Origin of the sequence: Campylobacter sp. RM16704 (assembly GCF_000816245.1) — a bacterium.
Classification (GTDB): Bacteria; Campylobacterota; Campylobacteria; order Campylobacterales; family Campylobacteraceae; genus Campylobacter_D.
Genome location: NZ_CP007769.1, coordinates 461010 through 481259 on the forward strand (window position 1 = coordinate 461010; position 20250 = coordinate 481259).

General features: G+C 27.4%; 21 protein-coding genes and 1 pseudogene. 11 read left to right on the plus strand and 11 right to left on the minus strand.

Going from position 1 to position 20250, the window contains the following annotated elements; translation table 11 throughout:
* Window positions 1-115 precede the first annotated feature (115 nt).
* Window positions 116-524, plus strand: a pseudogene (locus tag CAQ16704_RS02430) (DUF411 domain-containing protein).
* 10 nt (window positions 525-534) lie between these two features.
* Here CAQ16704_RS02430 and CAQ16704_RS02435 read toward each other — a convergent pair.
* Genes CAQ16704_RS02435 through exbB form a run of 3 tightly spaced genes read right to left on the minus strand, consistent with a single transcriptional unit; the run spans window position 535 to window position 1998 of the window.
* Window positions 535-1188 carry an energy transducer TonB family protein gene (locus CAQ16704_RS02435; protein WP_039666725.1) on the minus strand — a complete coding sequence of 218 codons (654 nt, stop codon included), beginning with the start codon at window positions 1186-1188 and terminating at the stop codon, window positions 535-537.
* Window positions 1185-1574, minus strand: coding sequence for a TonB system transport protein ExbD (exbD, locus tag CAQ16704_RS02440; RefSeq protein WP_039666726.1), 390 nt, complete (start codon window positions 1572-1574; stop codon window positions 1185-1187). Before exbD ends, CAQ16704_RS02435 begins: the two co-directional genes overlap by 4 nt.
* Window positions 1567-1998, minus strand: coding sequence for a TonB-system energizer ExbB (gene exbB / locus CAQ16704_RS02445; RefSeq protein WP_039666727.1), 432 nt, complete (start codon window positions 1996-1998; stop codon window positions 1567-1569). Before exbB ends, exbD begins: the two co-directional genes overlap by 8 nt.
* A 152-nt stretch (window positions 1999-2150) precedes the next feature.
* Between exbB and cfrA the strand changes: the two genes are divergently transcribed.
* Window positions 2151-4241, plus strand: a complete 2091-nt coding sequence (cfrA, locus tag CAQ16704_RS02450) for a TonB-dependent ferric enterobactin receptor CfrA (RefSeq protein WP_039666728.1) — start codon at window positions 2151-2153, stop codon at window positions 4239-4241.
* On the opposite strand, the gene CAQ16704_RS02455 is transcribed toward cfrA, so the two are convergent.
* The gene (locus CAQ16704_RS02455; RefSeq protein ID WP_039666729.1) at window positions 4238-5773 is read right to left on the minus strand and encodes a DNA polymerase III subunit gamma/tau; all 1536 of its coding nucleotides are present in this window, start codon (window positions 5771-5773) and stop codon (window positions 4238-4240) included. The genes cfrA and CAQ16704_RS02455 overlap by 4 nt on opposite strands.
* Window positions 5774-5775: 2 nt before the next feature.
* Window positions 5776-7074, minus strand: a complete 1299-nt coding sequence (gene rho, locus CAQ16704_RS02460; RefSeq protein WP_039666730.1) for a transcription termination factor Rho — start codon at window positions 7072-7074, stop codon at window positions 5776-5778.
* 168 nt (window positions 7075-7242) lie between these two features.
* Between rho and CAQ16704_RS02465 the strand changes: the two genes are divergently transcribed.
* Window positions 7243-9588: a heavy metal translocating P-type ATPase gene (locus CAQ16704_RS02465; RefSeq protein WP_039666731.1), complete on the plus strand. Its 2346-nt coding sequence runs from the start codon at window positions 7243-7245 to the stop codon at window positions 9586-9588.
* The gene (ccoS, locus tag CAQ16704_RS02470) at window positions 9585-9782 is read left to right on the plus strand and encodes a cbb3-type cytochrome oxidase assembly protein CcoS (RefSeq protein WP_039666732.1); all 198 of its coding nucleotides are present in this window, start codon (window positions 9585-9587) and stop codon (window positions 9780-9782) included. The genes CAQ16704_RS02465 and ccoS overlap by 4 nt, the downstream gene beginning before the upstream one ends.
* 19 nt (window positions 9783-9801) lie before the next feature.
* Here ccoS and CAQ16704_RS02475 read toward each other — a convergent pair whose 3' ends face one another.
* Window positions 9802-10107 carry a cytochrome c553 gene (locus CAQ16704_RS02475; protein WP_039666733.1) on the minus strand — a complete coding sequence of 102 codons (306 nt, stop codon included), beginning with the start codon at window positions 10105-10107 and terminating at the stop codon, window positions 9802-9804.
* 127 nt (window positions 10108-10234) lie between these two features.
* On the opposite strand from CAQ16704_RS02475, the gene CAQ16704_RS02480 reads away from it, so the two are divergent.
* The 4 genes from CAQ16704_RS02480 to gmhA are packed head-to-tail and all read left to right on the plus strand — an operon-like array spanning window position 10235 to window position 13618.
* Entirely contained in the window at window positions 10235-10744 is a 510-nt protein-coding gene (locus tag CAQ16704_RS02480; RefSeq protein WP_039666734.1) for a D-glycero-alpha-D-manno-heptose-1,7-bisphosphate 7-phosphatase, read from the plus strand.
* Window position 10745: 1 nt separating this feature from the next.
* Window positions 10746-11702, plus strand: coding sequence for an ADP-glyceromanno-heptose 6-epimerase (gene rfaD / locus CAQ16704_RS02485; protein WP_039666735.1), 957 nt, complete (start codon window positions 10746-10748; stop codon window positions 11700-11702).
* Complete coding sequence (gene rfaE1 / locus CAQ16704_RS02490; protein WP_039666736.1) at window positions 11695-13065, plus strand: D-glycero-beta-D-manno-heptose-7-phosphate kinase; 1371 nt, start codon at window positions 11695-11697, stop codon at window positions 13063-13065. The genes rfaD and rfaE1 overlap by 8 nt, the downstream gene beginning before the upstream one ends.
* The gene (gmhA, locus tag CAQ16704_RS02495; protein ID WP_039666737.1) at window positions 13058-13618 is read left to right on the plus strand and encodes a D-sedoheptulose 7-phosphate isomerase; all 561 of its coding nucleotides are present in this window, start codon (window positions 13058-13060) and stop codon (window positions 13616-13618) included. Before rfaE1 ends, gmhA begins: the two co-directional genes overlap by 8 nt.
* A 6-nt stretch (window positions 13619-13624) precedes the next feature.
* Here gmhA and pyk read toward each other — a convergent pair whose 3' ends face one another.
* The 5 genes from pyk to CAQ16704_RS02520 all read right to left on the minus strand — a co-directional run bounded on the left by pyk (window position 13625) and on the right by CAQ16704_RS02520 (window position 18731).
* The gene (gene pyk, locus CAQ16704_RS02500) at window positions 13625-15076 is read right to left on the minus strand and encodes a pyruvate kinase (RefSeq protein WP_039666738.1); all 1452 of its coding nucleotides are present in this window, start codon (window positions 15074-15076) and stop codon (window positions 13625-13627) included.
* 12 nt (window positions 15077-15088) lie between these two features.
* Window positions 15089-16435 (minus strand): FAD-dependent oxidoreductase, encoded by a 1347-nt coding sequence (locus tag CAQ16704_RS02505; RefSeq protein ID WP_039666739.1) that lies wholly within the window; start codon window positions 16433-16435, stop codon window positions 15089-15091.
* Window positions 16436-16541: 106 nt separating this feature from the next.
* Entirely contained in the window at window positions 16542-17165 is a 624-nt protein-coding gene (locus CAQ16704_RS02510) for a type III pantothenate kinase (RefSeq protein WP_039666740.1), read from the minus strand.
* Window positions 17166-17193: 28 nt separating this feature from the next.
* Window positions 17194-18189: a hypothetical protein gene (locus tag CAQ16704_RS02515; protein WP_039666741.1), complete on the minus strand. Its 996-nt coding sequence runs from the start codon at window positions 18187-18189 to the stop codon at window positions 17194-17196.
* Complete coding sequence (locus tag CAQ16704_RS02520; RefSeq protein ID WP_039666742.1) at window positions 18186-18731, minus strand: hypothetical protein; 546 nt, start codon at window positions 18729-18731, stop codon at window positions 18186-18188. The genes CAQ16704_RS02515 and CAQ16704_RS02520 overlap by 4 nt, the downstream gene beginning before the upstream one ends.
* A gap of 175 nt (window positions 18732-18906) precedes the next feature.
* Between CAQ16704_RS02520 and gatC the strand changes: the two genes are divergently transcribed.
* From gatC to CAQ16704_RS02535, 3 genes are read left to right on the plus strand one after another with little or no spacing between them, the layout of a single operon-like run.
* A complete protein-coding gene (gene gatC, locus CAQ16704_RS02525) occupies window positions 18907-19194 on the plus strand; it encodes an Asp-tRNA(Asn)/Glu-tRNA(Gln) amidotransferase subunit GatC (RefSeq protein ID WP_039666743.1) in 288 nt (95 codons plus the stop codon).
* Window positions 19195-19221: 27 nt separating this feature from the next.
* Window positions 19222-19803 (plus strand): CvpA family protein, encoded by a 582-nt coding sequence (locus CAQ16704_RS02530; RefSeq protein WP_039666744.1) that lies wholly within the window; start codon window positions 19222-19224, stop codon window positions 19801-19803.
* Window positions 19793-20248, plus strand: a complete 456-nt coding sequence (locus CAQ16704_RS02535; protein ID WP_039666745.1) for a Fur family transcriptional regulator — start codon at window positions 19793-19795, stop codon at window positions 20246-20248. Before CAQ16704_RS02530 ends, CAQ16704_RS02535 begins: the two co-directional genes overlap by 11 nt.
* Window positions 20249-20250: the final 2 nt, after the last annotated feature.

Sequence of the window (20250 nt, forward strand, 5' to 3'; positions counted from 1 at the left end):
AAGAAAAATAAAAAGTTACTCTTAAAACATCAGATGTTTTTATGTAGTTATTTGAGAAAAGGAAAATTATGAAGAAAATTATATTGGTATTTTAATATTATCAAGTATAACTTTAATGAGTGGAGATAAATTATTAAATATTTATGAAAGTCCTACTTGTGGATGTTGTGATCTTTGGGTTGATTATATGAAAACTAAAGGTTATAAGGTGCTAGTGCATAAAAGTGATGATTTTTAAAGATAAAAAAAGAAATGAATATTCAGTCTATATATCAAAGCTGTCATACTAGTGTGATTGATGGTTATGCTATGGAGGGACATGTTCTTGAAGATGCAGTTGCTTGGCTTTTGGAAAATAAACCTAAAGATGTTATAGGTATTTCTGCTTCTGGTATGCCTCAAGGAAGTCCTAGAATGGAGCAGGGTTATGAAGAAAGAATATCCTGTTGTTTTAATGCTTAAAAATGGAGATTGTAAAATTTATGGAAATCTATAAAGGACATGATTTAATCAAGACAAATTAAGTAGTTTTGTTTAGTTTATTTTATATATCAATGGTATTTTTATATGAAAAGTTTTTTCATATTGTGGAAAATTCTTAGATGCTATGCGTATAGTTTCTAAGGCACTATCGTTTAATAATTTGTATTTTGATGGTTTTAATATTTTTAAGTTTAGTAAGTTTTTATCTTTAGTCCATGTAAATTCTACTAAAATTTCACCACTCATACGCATTTTTTTAGCTTGTCTAGGATAAACTAAAGCTTCATCTATAGCTTGTTTGACTTCTTTTAAAAGTTCATTATTGTTAGACAAGGTTATGTTTTCTTGAGAAGCTAGTTGAGTTTTTTGTTCTTGGGTGATAATGGGTTGTTGAGACTTTACTTCTTTTGGTTGATTTATTGTTTTAGTATTAGTTAAAGATTTTGCTTTTTTAGGCTGAATAATAGCTTTTTCTTTGACTTGCTCTATTTTTTCAACTCTTTTTTGTTTTGGTTGTTCGTTTTTTGCTTTAGAAGACTCTTCTAAGAATTGTTTTATGGCTATGTTAAATTTTTCTTCTTTTGTAGTGCTATGCTGTACATGTAAAAAATTTTTAGAATAAATGAAAACAAGAAATAAAGGTGTAAAAAGAAATAAAGTGATAAGAAATGATTGATTTTTATGGTTGCTTATAAAAGTTTTCATCTTTTTTGCTCTGTCAAGATTTGAAAATTTTCATGATTTTTATTTTTTAAAATATCAATAATTTGTATAAAACTCTCAAATTTTGCTTCTTTATCGCTTTTTAACTCTACTAATGTTTTAGAGTCTATAGTGTTAATTTTTGCTTTTATTTCTTCTAGGGAAGTTGTTTTTCCATCAATATAAAATTTATTTTCTTTATCAATCAAAATACTTATTTTATCTTTGTTTTCATTTGTAGAATTTGAATTTTCACTTTGAGGTAGATTGATTTTGATTTCACCATGTGCTATAAAAGTAGATATGCTTAAAACAATGGCTAGTAAAACTAACATTATATCTATAAAAGGAATAATGTTTAAACCTTCATTTTTTGGCAGTTTAAGCATTTTTGTCCTTAAAAATGCGATAGGAGTTACTTAAAAGAGATACTTTTCTAAGTAATCCATTGTAAGCCATCAAAGATGGAATGGCGACTAAAATTCCCAAAGCAGTAGCTTTTAAAGCTAGTGATAATCCAATAACGATGGATTGAACATCAATATTTCCACTTAAACCCATATCGTAAAAAGTAATCATTATTCCAACAACTGTTCCTAAAAGTCCTACATAAGGTGCATTGGTATAAATAATGTAAAGCATAGTGAGATTTTCACTAATAATATCATCAAATTTTTCTTGATTTGGATAATCATTGAGATTGATTTTTCTAAAAAATAAAATACGCTCTATTGTACACCAAAGAGCAACAAAAGCCATAATTCCTAAAACAATAAAAATGATTAAATCAATATAAGTCTTTAAAAATTCCATGTATTCCTCTAAAAAATATTTTTGGGATTATAGCAAGGAAAATTAAATTTTTAATTAATATCAATTATCATAATTAATATAAAATTTATTTAAAATTAATAATTGTTATCATAATATTTGATTTTTGAAATTATTTTTTACAAAGGAGAAAAATGAAAAAATTATGCCTATCAGTTTGTACCATTGGCTTTTTAATTTCTAATGCTATATCGCAAGTTGTAGAATTAGATAGTTCGATCGTTAGTGCTTCGGGATTTTCTCAAGATATCAAAGAAGCCCCTGCTACTATAAATGTGATTAACAAAAAAGACTTAGAAAGCAAACCTTATAGAGATGTTGCAGAAGCTATTGCGGATATTCCAGGGGTTGATTTGTATGCTAGTAAAGGAAAAACAGGCTCTTATAATATTACTATGAGAGGTATTACTGGATATACTTTGGTTTTGATTGACGGGCGTCGTCAAGGGATAGGCGGTGAAGTTGGTCCTAATGGTTTTAATGAAATATCAAACTCGTTTTTACCGCCAATTTCTAGCATAGAAAGAATAGAAGTTATAAAAGGACCTATGAGTACTTTATATGGTTCTGAAGCTTTGGGTGGTGTTGTAAATATCATCACAAAAAAAGTGAGCAATGAATGGGCAACATCAGTTAGTTTAGATGGTATTTTTAATGCACATAAAGATTGGGGTAATACTTATGGGACAAGTATATATTCTAGTGGTCCATTGATGAATGATCGTTTGGGACTTACTTTGCGTTTTAGAGAATTTTATAGAGAGCAATCTAATGTTGAATTTACAAACGGAAGCGGACAAAGGGTTCAAGGAGATCAAGCACAAAGTCCTACAAAAGCAAATAATTTTAATTTTGGAACTAGATTAAATTATTTAATTAATGATTATAATACTTTAATATTTGATATAGATTTTTCAAGAAATCATTATGATAATAAAAAAGGTCAATTAGGAACTATTACAAAACCAGGTAGTACGCCAGGTAGTTTAACTGGTGGTTATGCAGATACTATGCAAGTTGATAAATTAGTTACTTATTTAAGTCATGAGGGTGTTTATGAAAATTTTTCTATTATTTCTACTTTACAATACAATAGAGTGAGTAATGATGGACGCGAGGTTGTAGGACAAGCTACACAGCCATTCTTAGGAGAAAATAGAGATATAATTGCCGAAGATATTATTTTAGATACAAAATCGGTAATTCCTTTGGGGAAAAATCATATTTTGAGTGTAGGCGGTGAATATAGACTTGAAAAAATGCAAGATAAAATAGCCAATCCTACTAATTTTGATCAATATTTATTAGCAATTTTTGCAGAGGATGAATATAGTATAAAAGATGATTTAAGATTTACTTTTGGGGCAAGGTATAATCATCACGAAATTTTTGGAAATAATATTTCTCCAAGGGCTTATTTGGTTTATAACCCTACCAATGAACTTACTTTAAAGGGGGGTGTATCTACAGGATTTAGAACACCTTATGCAAATAGATTGATAAATGGAGCTTATAATTATAGTGGTCAAGGTAGATTTCCTATATATGGAAATCCTAATTTAAAAGAAGAGACATCTTTAAATTATGAATTAGCAGCTATTTATAATAATGACTTATTTTATGTTTCAGCCACTGGATTTTTAACAAATTTTAAAGATAAAATTTCCAGTCAAGGATACAGTAGTGGTATTATGATTCCTGGTATCGGTGTTTGTAGTGCTAGTAGATGTTTTAGGGCAATTAACCATGGCGAAGTTGAGTATAAAGGTATAGAATTTGGAGCAGGAATAAATCCCATTGAAAATTTAAATTTAGATTTTGCTTATACTTATCTTGATAGTGAAGTTAAAGATGCACAAGATAGAAGTATTGTAGGTAAACCTGAAGAAGATAGCTTAAAACATAATATCATGTTAAAAGCTGAATATAATATCTTTAATAAATTTACCCCTTGGGTAAAGGGAGAGTGGCAAATAGACCGCTATATGGGTGATGCTAATATTGATAGAGAATATTATAAAGATATATTTTTAGCTTCTATGGGTGTGCGTTATGATATTAATAAAAAATGGAATATTAACGCAGCTATTTATAATCTTTTTGATAAAAGTTTTACTAATGCTTGGGAGTCTTATAGTGGTAGTAGTGGTGTTAATTGGGTGAATACTTATAACCGCATAGAAGAGGGAAGAAGAATTTATATCTCAATCAATGGTAGTTTTTAATTTTGTATTGTTGGAGAACCAAAGAGTTTGTTAAGAGCTTCTTTGGTTTCATCTTTTGGATCATATTTCTTAGCATCTTTTTTAAAATTTTCAAAATGTTCATTTAAATTCGGAGTATTTTTTGCTTCTTGTTTTATAGGTTCTTTGAATATATTTTGTAATTTTTGTGTATCTATAGTTTCTATTTTTTGAATTTTAATTTGTGTTTTTTCTCCAAAAAGCTCATGAAGTAGAGTTTTGATTAGTTTAAAACCATTGTTTAAAACTATTCTATCATCATCTTTAGCATGCGAACTAATGCTTAAAATATCATCTTCAAAAGAAATAAATTGTGTCGTTTTTTTGAAAACTTCAGCCAAATCATAGTCTCTTTTATATATAGCATTTAAAAGATTTTCATAAGGACTAAACTTTTCTTCTTTAGGAATTTGTACAGAAAGAATTTCTTGTTGTTTTGGAATTAATATATTATCTTGTTTTGGACTTTTACTATAAATAGCCTCATCAATACTTTTTAAATAAGTTGCTTCTATAAGCATGAAAGCCATAACACAAAGTACAAAACTATCATCATCACTAGAAATTAACATAGTTTTAGCACGTGAAAGAATCCTGAAAAATCTTTCATAAATTAACATAGAAAAGAGACTATTTTTAGCAAAAAACGCTTCTTTTAGGTAAAATATCATCTCATCAATGATATTGCTTGCTTCATAATCTTCAAATTCTTTTAAAAACTCAAGAACTTTGTCTTTGTTATTAGCTAAGATAGCTTGATAAAATTCTTCAATTTTAGCTGGATCTAAAAAGCCCAACATAGCTGTGATTTTTTGTGTTTGTATATGGTTTTGACAATATATTATGGCTTGATCTAACAAAGTTAAAGTATCTCTTAAAGATCCATTTCCACTTCTTGCTATAAGTTTTAAAGCTTCTTTTTCATAGTTGATATTTTCTTTTTCTAAAATCCATTCAAGATGATTTAAGATATCATGAGTGGAAATTTGTTTAAATCTAAAATGTTGCGTTCTTGAAAGAACTGTAGCGGGAAGTTTTAAGGGATCTGTTGTTGCTAATATAAATTTTACATAGCTTGGTGGTTCTTCTAATGTTTTAAGTAAGGCATTTGCAGCTTGTGGGGTAAGCATATGCACTTCATCTATAATAAAAATTTTAAATCTAGCTAAAGATGGCGCGTATTTTACTTGCTCGATAAGTTCTTGAATGTCTTCTAAACCTCTATGACTTGCTGCATCCATTTCTATAATGTCTATATTAGATCCATTTAATGAAGATAAGCATTGAGAGCATTCGCCACATGGATTGGCTCTTGGTCCTTTTTCACATACTAGGGCTCTTGAAAAAATTCTTGCACTTGAAGTTTTTCCACTACCTCGTAATCCTGAAAATAAATAAGCATGTGCCAAACGATTGTTTTCAAGAGCATATTTTAAACTTGTAGAAACAGTATTTTGCCCTATGAGTTCATCAAAATTCTTTGGTCTATATTTTATAGCAAGTGCTTGAAGCATTACTACTCATTCATAATAGATAGCAATTCATCATTGCTTTTGGTTTTTAGCATTTTAGAGTATAAAAATTTTAAAGCTTCTATGTCATCCATTTGCGAAATAGCCGATCTAATTGCCCAAATTTTTTGAAGTTTTTCAACTCCTTGGAGTAATTCTTCTTTTCTTGTGCCTGATTTTATGATGTTGATTGCAGGATAAATTCTTCTATCTGAAATATTTCTATCAAGAACAATTTCGCTATTTCCTGTGCCTTTAAATTCTTCAAAAATAACTTCATCCATTCTTGAACCTGTTTCAATTAGAGCAGTTGCTATAATGGTTAATGAGCCACCATGCTCTATATTTCTAGCAGCTCCAAAAAATCTTTTTGGCTTATGAAGAGCATTTGCATCAACCCCACCGCTTAAAACTTTTCCACTACTTGGTGTAGCAGTATTATAAGCTCTTGCTAATCTTGTGATAGAATCAAGTAAAATAACCACATCTTTACCTGTCTCAACCATTCTTTTTGCTTTTTCTATAACAAGTTCAGCTACTCTAACATGGTTATAAGCAGGTAGATCAAAGGTAGAGCTAAATACCTCCCCTTTAACGCATCTTTGCATATCAGTAACTTCTTCTGGACGCTCATCAACTAATAAAACAATCAAATGAGCTTCTGGGTGATTTTTTGCAATAGCAGTAGCTAATTCTTTCATAAGTTCAGTTTTACCTGTTCTTGGAGGTGCTACAATTAGACTTCTTTGGCCTTTTCCAATAGGCGCAAAAAGATCAAGCATTCTACCTGTTAGTTTTAAAGGATCGTATTCTAATTTGATTTTTTCAGTTGGGAAGATTGGAGTAAGATTATCAAATAAAGGTCTTTCTCTAGCTTCTTTTAACGGAAGATAATTAATCGCTTCTATTTTTAATAAAGCATAGTATTTTTCTTGATCTTTGGGTTCTCTAACTTGTCCTGTTACTATATCTCCAACACGAAGAGCAAATTTACGAATTTGTGAGTTTGATACATAAGCATCATTTACACTATCACTTAAATTTGAATCCATTCCACGCAAGAAACCATAACCTTCGGGAGAAATTTCTAAAATTCCCGTAAAGAGTATAAAACCACCTTTTTTAGTTTGTGCTTTTAGAATCTCAAAAATAAGGTCTTGTCTTCTAAATTCTCTTGGGTTTTCTATCTCAGCTTCATTAGCTATTTTTATTAAGCTTTCTAAATCAAGCAACTTTAAGTCTTCAATCTTGTAACCTTCTACAGGAATGTGTGTTCTTTGATGTTGTTTTTTTTCTTTTTCCATATATCCTCTAAAATTGTAGAAAATGTAGTATTAAAATGAATATGAGATTTTATTAAAAAAATACTTTCTTGTCAAATTTATAAAATTATATGTATGTTTGTATAGTTATTTAATATACTTTTATAAAAAATGATAAAATATTTTGAAATATAAATTTGAAAGTTATAGATGAAATGTAAGCATTGTCAGTTAAATTTTAAACAAGAACAAATGATTAAAAAAAACGAAAACTATTTTTGTTGTAAAGGTTGTGAGAGTGTTTATGAGATACTACAAGAGAATAATTTAGAAGAATTTTATGAAAAACTTGGCAATCAAACTTTAACTCCAGCGACAATAAAACATATTCATAAAAATTATGAAAAATATATTCAAAAGACCAAAGAAGGGTTTAGTGAAATTTTTTTGCTTATAGAAGAAATTCATTGTGCAGCTTGTATTTGGTTAAATGAAAAAATTCTTATAAAAAGTGATGGGATTATAGAAGTAGATATAAATTCTATTTCACATAAAGCAAGAGTTGTTTTTGATGATAGCATTATTAGCATAGCAAAGATAATACAAAATATAGAAAATATAGGTTATAAAGCTAGTGTTTATTTACCTACAAAAAATGAGCAAAGAGCAACTCAAACTAAAAGAGATTTTTATGCAAAATTAATAGTTGCCATAGCTTGCGTGATGAATATTATGTGGATTTCTGTTGCAAAATATGCTGGATTTTTTAGTGGTATGGAAGAAGAAACTAAAGATATTTTACATTTTGCTGAATTTATACTTTGTTCTCCTGTACTTTTTTACACAGGTTCAGTTTTTTATAAAAATGCTTATTATGCATTAAAATTTAAAAATGTCAATATGGATACTTTAGTAATTAGTGGAGCAAGTTTAGCTTATATATATTCAGTGTGGGCGATGTTTTCAAGAGCTTCGCAGGTATATTTTGACTCTGTGGCGATGATTATTTGTTTTGTATTTGTAGGAAAATATTTAGAACTTTTAAGCAAGAAGAAAGCTCTTGATACGCTTGATCATTTACGTTCTTTTTTGACTAATGAAGTAAGAGTGTTAAAAAATGACAAAATAGAAAATATTGATGTAGAAGAAGTAAAAATAGGAGATATTATAGAGTTAAAAGAAGGTGATAGGATATTAATTGATGGAGTGTGTATTGGTGGTAATATCAGTTTAGATGTTTCAAGCTTAAGTGGAGAGAGTTTGCCACTTGATATACAAAAAGATGATGTGATTTATTCTGCTTCTTTGGTTTTAAGCGGCAATGCCTTATATAAAGCAAATGCACTTTATAAAGATTCTAAATTAGCTAAAATTATTACGCTACTTGAAAATTCAAGTACTAAAAAAGCAAAGATAGAAAAATTAGTACAACAAGTGAGCAAATACTTTTCGCCCGTTATCTTAACTTGTGCTTTGCTTTGCTTTGCTTTTACTTATTTTATTGCAAATTTAGGTTTTGAAGAGTCTATGATACGTATGGTTTCGGTGCTAATCATTGCTTGTCCTTGTGCTTTAGCTTTAGCTACTCCTGTATGTTCTTTGATGGCAATTAGTACAGGATTAAAAGAAAAAATTTTATTCAAAGAAGCTGGTGTAGTAGAAGATTTAAGTAAATGTGATATTGCTGTTTTTGATAAAACAGGAGTTTTAACAAAGGCTAGTTTAGAAGTTAAAAAAGGCTTTTTAGATGAAAGGTTAAATAAAAACGAATTATTAAATTTCTTACATTTAACTAACCACCCAGTAGCTAAAAGTATTTTGAAATTTTTAAATGAAAAAATCGATAACAGAATAAAATTTGAAAAAGTTCAAAATTTTCAAGCAAGAGGCTATAAAGCTTTTTTGGGTAAGGATGAATTCTTAGGAGGAAATGAGAAATTTTTAAAAGAAAATCATATACAAGTACAAGAATTTCAAACTACGCATTTTATATTTACTAAAAATAAAAAAGTAATGGCTATATTTGAATTAGAAGATAATATTAGAGAGTATTCTAAAGAATTAATTGAGTTTATAAAAGAACAAAAAATGGCAATTTATATGCTAACTGGAGATAATTTTTATGCAACAAGTAAAATAGCTCAAGAGTTAAAAATAAAAAATTTTGAAGCTTTATGTATGCCAGAAGATAAAATGCAAATGATAAATAGGTTAAACCAGCAAGGTAAGGTTTTGATGGTAGGAGATGGGGTAAATGATGCCTTAGCACTTGCTTATGCAGGAGTTGGAATTTCTTTAAAAGAAGGTTCTGAAATTGCTATGGAAAATAGTGATATTATTTTATTAAAAAATGATCTAAAAAGCTTACAAAAAGCCATACAAATAGCTAAAAAAACTTATCAAATTATTAAACAAAATTTAGCTTTTTCTTTATTTTATAATGCTTTGAGCATGCCTTTGGCGTTTTTTGGTTTGATTAATCCATTAATAGCTGCTTTATCTATGTCGTTTAGTAGTATAATAGTTATTTTAAATGCTTTAAGGATAAAAAAATGAATGGTGTTTTGATAATGATGATAGGGGTTTCATTGCTTGCTTTATTTTTGGCTATTATATCTTTGCTTTGGGGTATTAAGAATAAACAATTTGATGATGATCGTAAATTTACAATTTTAAATGACAGTGAAGATGCCTTAAAAGATGCTATTATCTTGGAGAAAAGAAAAAAAGAACTTTTAAACAAAAAATAATAACAGCCTAAGGCTGTTATTATTTTTTTAAGCTTTCTATATAGTTCTCAATTGCTTGAAAATCTGCTTCTGTTAGACCTTTAAGATTAATTTTCATAATAGCACCTTGTCCATAAGCATTTCTTGTGCCTGCTGCATACTCTTTCATGAACTGTAGTCTTTCTGCTTTAGTTAGCGAATTTAAAGCTGGAACTTTATTAAGATACACTTTATCTGCCTTAGCGCCATGACAAACTGCACATTTTTTATAAAGCGTTGCACCATCTGCAGCAAAAGTTGAAACACCAATACACGCTAAAGCTGATAAAATAATTAATTTTTTCATTATATCACTCCTAGTAAAATTTAAATAATTAGCATTTTTAATTATACGAGTTTTTATTTAAACTTACTTGAAAATTTTTGCTTGATAAATTATAAAAATCTTAACAAAAATACATTATAATTTTTTTATGAAAAAAAATGCCTTGTTTTTAGATAGAGATGGAGTTATAAATATAGATAAAAAATACGTTCATAAAATAAAAGATTTTGAATTTTGTGATGGTATTTTTGAGCTTTGTGAATTTTTTATACAAAAAGATTTTTTAATTTTTGTTGTAACAAATCAATCAGGTATAGCAAGAGGTTATTATACTGAAGATGATTTTCAAATATTAAGTTCATTTATGAAAGATGAATTTTATAAAAAAAATATAAAAATAGAAAAAATTTATCATTGTCCTCATTTAAAAGATTGTGAGTGTAGAAAGCCAAAGCCTGCTATGCTTTTAAAAGCACAAAAAGAATTTGATATAAATATGGAAAAATCTTTTTTTATAGGCGATAATATTACTGATATGCAAGCAGGAATAAATGCAAATATTAAAAATTTATTTTTGATAAATGAAAATTACAAAGATAATAAAGATTATAAAGTTTTTAAAAATTTAAAAGAACTTTTAAGATATTTAAAGGATTAAGATGAGAGTTGTTATAACAGGTGGAGCTGGTTTTATAGGTTCAAATCTTGCTTTAAAATTACAAGAACAAAATCATGAAATTTTAATCATAGATAAAATGAGAACTAATAATAAATTAGATAATGGAAATTTAGAATGTTTTGGTCATTTTAAAAATTTGTTAGATTTTAAAGGAGAAATTTTTACAGCTGATATAAACGAAATGCAAGTTTATGAAAAAATAAAAGATTTTAAACCTGATGTTATTTTTCATAAGGCCGCAATTTCTGATACAACGGTTTATGATCAAAACAAAGTTTTAACAACAAATTTAAATACTTTTAAATATTTAATAGATATTTGTTTAAAAAATAATTGCAAATTAATTTATGCAAGCTCAGCTTCTGTTTATGGAGATGCACCTAGCCCACAATGTGTAGGAGAGCATGAAATTCCAAAAAATCCTTATGCTTTTTCAAAATTAATGATGGATAATTTAGCAAAAAAATATTTTGATAAAATGCATATAATAGGGCTTAGATATTTCAATGTTTATGGTAAAAATGAATTTTTTAAAAATACTACTGCTTCTATGATATTGCAATTTGGTTTGCAAATTTTATCAAATAAAAATCCGTGTTTATTTGAAGGAAGTGATAAAATTTATAGAGATTTTGTTTATATAAAAGATGCTGTAAATGCAAATCTTGATTGTTTAAATTCAAAAAGTGGAATTTATAATGTAGCAACTGGAATTGCTAGAACTTTTCAAGATATAGTAGATATTTTACAAAAAGAATTAAATACAAATTTAAAATGCGAATATATACCAAATCCCTATGCAAAAGCTTATCAATTTCATACTCAAGCAAAATTAGATGAAAATTTTTCTTATAGACCAAAATTTAGTTTAGAAGATGGCATAAAAGATTATTTACCAGAAATAAAAAGAATTTTTCAAAAGGAAGTAAATGTTTGATTTTTTAACTTCTAAAAAGCCTAAAATTTTAGTAGTAGGCGATTTTATGGTAGATCATTATATATGGTGTGATTGTGAAAGGATAAGTCCTGAAGCACCTGTTATGGTAGTAAAATCAAAAAAAGAAGATAAAAGATTAGGCGGAGCTGGCAATGTTTATGCAAATTTAAAAAGTTTAGGTGCTGATGTTTATGCTATAGGTGTTATTGGCGATGATGAAAGCGGTAAATTTTTGCAAGAAAATTTAAATGCAAAATTATTTATAGAAAAAGACAGAAAAACGCCTTTAAAAAGTAGAATTTTATCTCACGCTCAACAAGTTTTAAGGCTTGATGATGAAAATGATTTTGAAACAAAATTAGAAGATGAATTAATAGACGAGTTTAAAAAAATAATAAATGATTTTAAAGCTGTTATTCTAAGCGATTATAAAAAAGGCACTTTAAGTGATAAGGTATGTAAAGAGCTTATAGGCATAGCAAATTCTTTAAATATACCAATTTTAGTAGATCCAAAAGGAAGTGACTTTTCAAAATATAAAAATGCAACTTTACTAACTCCAAATAAAAAAGAAGCTATGAATGCTTTAGGGGTTGATAATTTAGATGATTTGGAATTTTTTATAAAAAAATTAAAAGATGATTATAGTTTAAAATATTCTATTATTACTTTATCAGAAGAAGGAATAGCTGTTTTTGATGGAAAATTACACATAATTCCTGCTAAAGCTTTAGAAGTTTATGATGTAACAGGAGCTGGAGATAGTGTAATAGCTATGCTTGCTTATGCATTGTCTTTAAATATAGATATTTTAAAAGCTTGTGAATTAGCAAATAAAGTAGCAGCTGTAGTTGTAGCTAAAGTAGGAAGTGTGAGTGTAAGTTTTGATGAGGTTAAAAATCTTGAAAAATCATCTTTTGAAGATAAGATAAAAATAAAAGAAGATCTTGTAAAAATCATACAAAATAAAAAAATAGTTTTTACAAATGGATGTTTTGATATTTTACATTTTGGTCATATAAAATACCTTGAAAAAGCAAAAAAACTAGGCGATATTTTGGTAGTAGGTTTAAATTCTGATAAAAGTATAAAAAGATTAAAAGGAAATGATAGACCTATAAATAATGAATTTAATAGAGCTTGTATGCTTGCTAGTTTGTATTTTGTTGATTATGTTGTGATTTTTGATGAAGATACTCCTTATAAGTTAATTAGCTTTTTAAAGCCAGATATTTTAGTAAAAGGTGCTGATTATAAAGATAAAGAAATAATAGGCTCAAATTTAGTTAAAAAAGTCAAATTAATAGAATTTGAAGATGGTTTTAGTACTACAAATATTATAAATAGGATAAAAAATGATTAAGCAAATAGAACAAGAATTTAAAAATCATAGGGAAACACTAGAGAAAACACTAATATTAAAAGATGATATTGTCAAAGTGGTTAAGATTTTACTACATTGTTTAAATAACAATGGAAAAATTTTAATCTGTGGTAATGGAGGAAGTGCTGCTGATGCACAGCATTTTGCAGCTGAACTTAGTGGAAGATATAAAAAAGAAAGAAAAGCATTAGCTGCTATAGCGTTAACTACTGATACTTCTGCTCTTAGTGCTATAGGGAATGATTATGGTTTTGAATTTGTATTTTCAAGACAAGTAGAAGCTTTAATGAACAAAAATGATGTTTTAATAGGAATCTCAACTAGTGGAAAAAGCAAAAATGTGCTAAATGCTTTTGAAAAAGCAAAAGAACTAGGTGGATTTTGTGTAGGACTTAGTGGAAAAAATGGTGGAGATATGAATAAAATTTGTGATGTAAATTTAGTAGTTTCATCTAATGATACTGCTAGAATTCAAGAAATGCATATTTTAATTATTCATTGTTTGTGTGATTTAATAGATCAAAAATACTGAGCTTGACTATTTATTCAAGCTCAAATAGTATTCAATTTGTTCTTTTTGTAGGATTCTAATAAGGTTTGTGCTACCTGCAACCCCTATTGGAAAACCTGCAGTGAGCGTATAAACGCCATCTTTATTCATTAATCCTTTTTCAATGCCAAGTTTTACAGAGTTGCTTAAAAGTTTTGTTAAATTTTCGTGTTTTTCTATTAAAATAGTTGGTTGAACTCCCCACACTATGCTCAAAAAGTTTAATGTTTTTTTAGAATGAGTTATAGCTATAATATCTGTTTTTGGTCTATATCTTGCAGTTTTAATAGCCGAGGCACCGCTGCTTGTAAGAGTGAAAATCGCATCTGCATTTAAATTTGTTGCAAGCTGTGTGCTAGACTTAGCTATTATGTCTATTTCATTAAAACATTTAAAATTTTCAAATTTATTATACGGATAATTTTTTTCAGCTTCAATGATAGTTTGAGTCATTACATCTACTGCATTTGCAGGATCAATCCCTATAGCACTTTCTTCGCTTAACATTACCGCATCAGTTCCATCCAACACTGCGTTTGCAACATCTGAAATTTCAGCCCTTGTCGCGGTTTTGGATTTTGCTAATGAAAAGAGCATTTGTGTGGCTGTAATAACTGGTTTATTAGCTTCATTAGCTTTTTTGATGATTAGTTTTTGTATATTTGGAACTTTATAGTAAGGAACCTCTATGCCCAAATCCCCTCTTGCTACCATGATGCCATCGCTGCAGTTTATAATCTCGTCTATATTTTCTACAGCATCAAATTTTTCTATTTTTGCAAAAATAGCTATTTTAGCATTGTTTTCATCTAAAATTTTTCTTACTTCATCAATATCATGTGCATTTTGCACAAAAGATATGGCTAGAAAATCAACATCATTTTTAATACCCCATGCAAGATCATCTTTGTCTTTTTGAGTAATAATATCTATATTAATTTTTGTATTTGGAAAATTAATTCCTTTGTTTGAACTGAGTATTCCACTATTTTCTACCTGGGTTTGAATGAAATCATTTTCTACTTGTATAACTTTTGTTTTGATAGATCCATCACAAAGATAAATATATTCTCCTTCTTTTAGCATAGAAAGAATTTCTGGATGATTAATGCAAACTTTATAATGTTCGTTGGAAAGTTTTTCGCCATCAAAAGTATCCTTATAAAAATCAAGTCTATCGCCAGTTTTTAATTCAAAAGGTTCTAATATTTTCAAAGTTCTAATTTTAGGACCACTAATATCTTGTAAAATTCCAATTCTTGTATTTAATTCTGTGGCAACTTTTCTAATTGTATTTAAATTTTTATCATGATAGTCATGGCTTCCATGGGAAAAATTTAAGCGAAATACATTTACTCCGTTAATAATCATTTGTCTAATAATAGCTTCATTTTCACTAGCTGGACCAATAGTGGCAACTATTTTTGTTTTTTTTAGCATTTTAATCCTTTTTTATAATAATTCCTTGGCAAATAAATCTTCATTAAAGCTTGCACCTAAATACTGACATGTAAGTTTGGCATCTTTATAGCCATTTCCAAGACAGCTTGTGGCTCCAGGACTTGGTGTCATATTAAATATAATTCCTGGTATTTCTGTAATGCTAGCTTCTCCAAGCATTAATTCTCCTGATTTTTTATCAAGCACTTGAGGTCTTACTCCACCAAAATTTTTAGCATAATAAATATCATTTGTTGTTAAGCTAGGAATGATTTTTTTTGCATCTTTAACAAATAGCTTTTTATTAATATATGGAATTTCAAACAAATAGTTGTAAAGTATGTAATTTCTAATAGTTGAATCTTTAAAAAGATTAAAACAAATTTTAATTACATTCATATCAAGGTTTAGTGTTTTGAAAAATTCAGGTAAAGATTTAAAGCCATGGTATCTTTCAAGCATTGGAATAACTAAAGCAGTAGGTCCAAAACGTGTATTCATATTGGTTAATAAGTCAGGATCTCCATGTAATGCTGCAAAAGGAAGTTTTGGATTTTGAACCATATAGACCTTACCATTTAAAATTTTTTTATTTGCCATATAAAAACTTCCAGCAACTGGAAAACAAGATTTATCTAGACCTATTCCCATTTTATGTGCTAAAAATAGTGAATGAGCTCCAGCATTAACTATAATAGATTTAGCAGTGTATTCTTTAAAATCTCTTGTTTTTATATAAAAAATATCATCTTTTTTTTCTATAAATATTACTTCTTGGTTATATGCAACATAAGTATTTTTTCCTTGTAAACAAGCTTGTTCTATTAAATTTTGACTCATTAAACCAAAATCTACCGTAGTGAAGATTTCCCCTTCTTCTACGCCCATAGCCACAATTTCATCTGTCCTATCTGCTGTTTTATTTTCGTTTAGTACTACATTAGGCTCAATTTTTTTTATATCTTTTTTTGTAAAGAATTTGATATAAGGATATAATTGTTTAAATTCTTCATACCTATTTTTCATATATTCACACTCATTGTTTCCAACAGCAAGAGCCATTTTTTGATGTGAGTACATAAATTTATTTTGTGCGTTTTGTAAAATTCCATATTTAACTATCATATCTGCTGTTTTTTTTACTTTTTTAGCTTTCTCTAAAGTATAATTTGTTTCTATATCACCACAATGAATAGTTTGGGAATTGCTTGTGCTATGACTGTTTAATGTAGCAGCACTATTGTATTTTTCTAAAAGAGCTATGCTTTTGATATTTGTATATCTAGCTAGTTCATAAAAAACAGCAGCACCTGATATACCACCACCAATTACTATAGTATCAAAATGTTTTTGAACCATTGTATTTTCCTTTTTTCAAAGTATTTGTTCGGTTATAATATCAAAATATAATTGCTCTATGTTTAAATAAAGCTTATAGAATAATTAAAGTAAGAGTTTAAGTAAATTAAAGTTTAAAATTTTCACAAACAGCTTTTTTCATACCTCTAAAGATTAAAAATTTATCATATATTGCATAATCAAAAAAATTAGCGAGAAATTGTCCATCGCCACCTGTAAAATACAATTTTTTGTTATAGGCACTATCTTTTATAAGCAAATAAATACTTTTAAATACTCCATAGCTTAAAGCATCTGCTGTTCTTTGAGGAAAAGCATCAAAGCTAATTTGTGTATTAAATTCACATTTTAAACATGAAGAAATATTTATAAAAGATTTTTTATAACTTTCAATTCCGGGGAGTATAAACCCGCCTAAATGAATGGAATTAGATATTATATCCACAGTAATAGCTGATCCTGCATCTACCACCACTCCATCTTCTATAGTGTAGCAAGCTGCAATTCTATCAGTTCCTAGATTTTTATAGATTGTATCAAAATTAAAATAAGGAGCTAAATTAACATATAAAGGATTTTGTTTTAATTTGTCTTCTAAATTTGGATTGACATTTATATAATATATTTTTTCTGTTGGCTCATATTGCAAAAATTGCTCAATACTTATGGAGTGAAACTTTTGATCATCTAAGAAACTGGCTGTAGTATTACCTATATCACATAATAGCATAAAACTTATTTTCCTTAATCAAAATTTTTCAATTAAATTGCAATATTTTGTTTTGATAGAAAAATTTACCATTCGTCATAAAGCTTTTTTTATCTATAGCATCACTTAACTTATAAACAATAAAATTTTTTAAGTCTGTATCTATTTTTATTAAATAACCTGTTTTTTCAAATATATATAAAGAGTTATTATATAGCATACTTTTTGAAAATAATGCAAATTGGAATTTTATCTCATCAATTTTTCTAAGATTATAGTCTTTTTTGATGATTCTTCCATCTTTTGTTAATATAAAAATTTCGTTATCATTTGCGTTAACTTCTTTAATGTTTTCATTAAAATATAGTGTTTTATTTGGCGTCACAACGATTAACTTTTCAGCAGTTGATGCTATCATTGTATCATTTTTGATATGAAGATAGATAATATTGTTGAAAAATTCTTCACTACTAACTATAATTTCTTTGGTTACTTTTAATGTGCTTTTATTTACTATAGCTAATTTTCCATTAAGCATTGGAAATATAATAATGGTATTTAAAAAATACGGGCTAGCATAACGACTATCTTGTGCATAAGCCGTTCCTAAATTTTGTAAAATTCTAATTCCTAAATTTTTATTAGCATATACTAAAGTATTACTAGCTAATACTAATGCAATATCATCCCCATCTAAACTTGCACTAACAACACTTTCATTAAACTTATAAGAAAATAATTCTTCTCCTTGTAAATTTATAACTTTAAAATTTCCATTGTCATCAGCAATAAGAATTTCATCCTGATGTGTATTTATGATATGATAGTTTTCATCTAGCTTAAATTTAACAATATCTCCAAAACTATTTATGAATGTATTGTTGTTTAATTGAGCTATATTATTATTAAAATTGATAATCTTGCCATTAATATTTTTTGGTGTATTTGGCAGTTGGCTTATTTGAGATGGTTGGTAGTATTCTCTTTTTGTGCCACATGCGGTAAATAAAAATATTACTACAGCAAATAAAAAGAAATACCTCATTTTATTCCTTGATAATGTTTTAAACTTGTAATAATTTGCCATAAAGGAGAACTTATAGGTATTTTATTAAATTCTATATCCGCATCTTTAAAGTTGTTATTTTTTAAGAATTCAAACCCCTTTAATAAAGTGTTGTAATCTTTTAAAAAATCTGACTTTTGATTGTTTTGAGCTAAAACAATCTGTTTGAGTAAAGGATCTATATTAAGGCTTATAGTTTGGTTTAAATCATAGTTTGCTTGATTGATTGTAAAAATAGTATATAAATTTGCATTTTTTTGCTTTAAATCTTCAAGTAGTTTTTTATCGGTAGGATTTTTTAATAAGCTAACAAAAATAGCGTTACTTTCTTTTATATTTTTTTCTTGATTAATTTTATAAAAATAATTTCCACAAAAATAAACGAACAAAAGTGTTATTATAGTTATAAGATAATATTTGTATTTTTTTATAAAACGTTCCGATTTTATAAAACTTTCTATCATTTGTTCTTGAGAATTTAATTCTTGCTGCGCAGCTTTTAAATTTTCTTTTAAAGCCATATAATTCCTTTTTTTAATTTTTTAAGTAAATATCAAGAATATTATTTTTTTAGTTTTTATAAAGACATAATTGTATCATATAAAAATGAAAAATAAACTATTTTATGTTATAATTTTTATAAAATTAGTAAAAGTTTTTGGTTAAGATTTTAGTAAATATACAAAGGGTGATATAATGCAAATTGATGATAAACTATTAAGTAAGCTTGAAAAATTAAGTGCTTTGAAAATTGCTGATGAAAAAAGGAAAGAACTAGAAGAGCAACTGAGTCAGATTGTAAATTTTGTTGAAAAACTAGATGAATTAAGTCTTGATAGTACAGAGGCATTGATTAGCACGACACATGGTGGAACTCCTTTTAGGAGTGATGAAGTTAAGAAATCTGAAGTTATAAAAACAGTGAGCAGGTATGCTCCAAATTCACAAGATGATTTTTTTATTGTTCCTAAAATAATAGAATAATTAAATAAAATTGGAGTTTAGAATAAAATGGAAAATTTTTCATGGTTTGATGTTTTTGTTATAGGTTTAACTTTGGTTTTAGGCTTGAAAGGTTTAGTAAGTGGTTTATTTAAAGAAATTTTCGGACTTTTAGGTATAGTTGGCGGTGTTTTACTTGCTTCAAGATATGCCAAAGAAGTATCTGATATTATTAATAATAATTTTTATCAAATTCAAAATGAGAATCTTGCCGTTTTTACAGGTTTTTTAATTTTATTAATTATTATTTGGATTATTTGCATGATTTTAGGAAATATACTGTCAAAAGTATTTAGTATGAGTGGTCTTGGTTTTATAGATCGTTTAGGTGGATTTTTATTTGGTAGTGCTAAGATATTTTTGGTTTTTGCAATTTTAGTAGCCTGCATTAGTAATATTGAATTTTTAAATTTAATATTAAAAAAATATACAGAAAGTAGTTATACTATAGAATTACTTAGAAAAACAGGTGAATATATAATGAATACAGATTTTACACAAAATGGTTTAGAAAAAATAGAAGAACAAGTTAAAGATACTAATTTAAGTTTAAGCTCAAGTTTAAATTCGGAGGAAAGTTATGCAAATTGATAATATAGAATATGATGTTTTACACGAACGTTTTAAAAAAATATTAAAAGATAATGGTTTAAAGTACACCAAACAAAGAGAAATACTTTTGAAAACTTTGTATAATAGTGATATACATTATACGCCAGAGAGTTTGTATGTGGAGATCAAACGAAAAAATCCTGAATTAAATGTGGGTATTGCAACAGTTTATAGAACTTTAAACTTATTAGAAGAATCAGGTATGGCCACGTCTATATCTTTTGGTGCTTCTGGAAAAAAATTTGAACTAGCAAATAAACCCCATCATGATCATTTAATTTGTAAAAGTTGTGGAAAAATTGTTGAATTTGAAAATTCTATTATTGAGCAACAGCAAATGTTAATTGCAAAAGAATATAATTTTAAATTAACAGGACATTTGATGCAGCTTTATGGATTGTGTCCACAGTGCAGTAGAAGATAAGG

Bases quoted from the DNA above. Each gene is read 5' to 3' on its own strand.
- CAQ16704_RS02435 (WP_039666725.1), bottom strand. From the start codon at position 1,188: ATGAAAACTTTTATAAGCAACCATAAAAATCAATCATTTCTTATCACT.
- exbD (WP_039666726.1), bottom strand. From the start codon at position 1,574: ATGCTTAAACTGCCAAAAAATGAAGGTTTAAACATTATTCCTTTTATA.
- exbB (WP_039666727.1), bottom strand. From the start codon at position 1,998: ATGGAATTTTTAAAGACTTATATTGATTTAATCATTTTTATTGTTTTA.
- cfrA (WP_039666728.1), top strand. From the start codon at position 2,151: ATGAAAAAATTATGCCTATCAGTTTGTACCATTGGCTTTTTAATTTCT.
- CAQ16704_RS02455 (WP_039666729.1), bottom strand. From the start codon at position 5,773: ATGCTTCAAGCACTTGCTATAAAATATAGACCAAAGAATTTTGATGAA.
- rho (WP_039666730.1), bottom strand. From the start codon at position 7,074: ATGGAAAAAGAAAAAAAACAACATCAAAGAACACACATTCCTGTAGAA.
- CAQ16704_RS02465 (WP_039666731.1), top strand. From the start codon at position 7,243: ATGAAATGTAAGCATTGTCAGTTAAATTTTAAACAAGAACAAATGATT.
- ccoS (WP_039666732.1), top strand. From the start codon at position 9,585: ATGAATGGTGTTTTGATAATGATGATAGGGGTTTCATTGCTTGCTTTA.
- CAQ16704_RS02475 (WP_039666733.1), bottom strand. From the start codon at position 10,107: ATGAAAAAATTAATTATTTTATCAGCTTTAGCGTGTATTGGTGTTTCA.
- CAQ16704_RS02480 (WP_039666734.1), top strand. From the start codon at position 10,235: ATGAAAAAAAATGCCTTGTTTTTAGATAGAGATGGAGTTATAAATATA.
- rfaD (WP_039666735.1), top strand. From the start codon at position 10,746: ATGAGAGTTGTTATAACAGGTGGAGCTGGTTTTATAGGTTCAAATCTT.
- rfaE1 (WP_039666736.1), top strand. From the start codon at position 11,695: ATGTTTGATTTTTTAACTTCTAAAAAGCCTAAAATTTTAGTAGTAGGC.
- gmhA (WP_039666737.1), top strand. From the start codon at position 13,058: ATGATTAAGCAAATAGAACAAGAATTTAAAAATCATAGGGAAACACTA.
- pyk (WP_039666738.1), bottom strand. From the start codon at position 15,076: ATGCTAAAAAAAACAAAAATAGTTGCCACTATTGGTCCAGCTAGTGAA.
- CAQ16704_RS02505 (WP_039666739.1), bottom strand. From the start codon at position 16,435: ATGGTTCAAAAACATTTTGATACTATAGTAATTGGTGGTGGTATATCA.
- CAQ16704_RS02510 (WP_039666740.1), bottom strand. From the start codon at position 17,165: ATGCTATTATGTGATATAGGTAATACTACAGCCAGTTTCTTAGATGAT.
- CAQ16704_RS02515 (WP_039666741.1), bottom strand. From the start codon at position 18,189: ATGAGGTATTTCTTTTTATTTGCTGTAGTAATATTTTTATTTACCGCA.
- CAQ16704_RS02520 (WP_039666742.1), bottom strand. From the start codon at position 18,731: ATGGCTTTAAAAGAAAATTTAAAAGCTGCGCAGCAAGAATTAAATTCT.
- gatC (WP_039666743.1), top strand. From the start codon at position 18,907: ATGCAAATTGATGATAAACTATTAAGTAAGCTTGAAAAATTAAGTGCT.
- CAQ16704_RS02530 (WP_039666744.1), top strand. From the start codon at position 19,222: ATGGAAAATTTTTCATGGTTTGATGTTTTTGTTATAGGTTTAACTTTG.
- CAQ16704_RS02535 (WP_039666745.1), top strand. From the start codon at position 19,793: ATGCAAATTGATAATATAGAATATGATGTTTTACACGAACGTTTTAAA.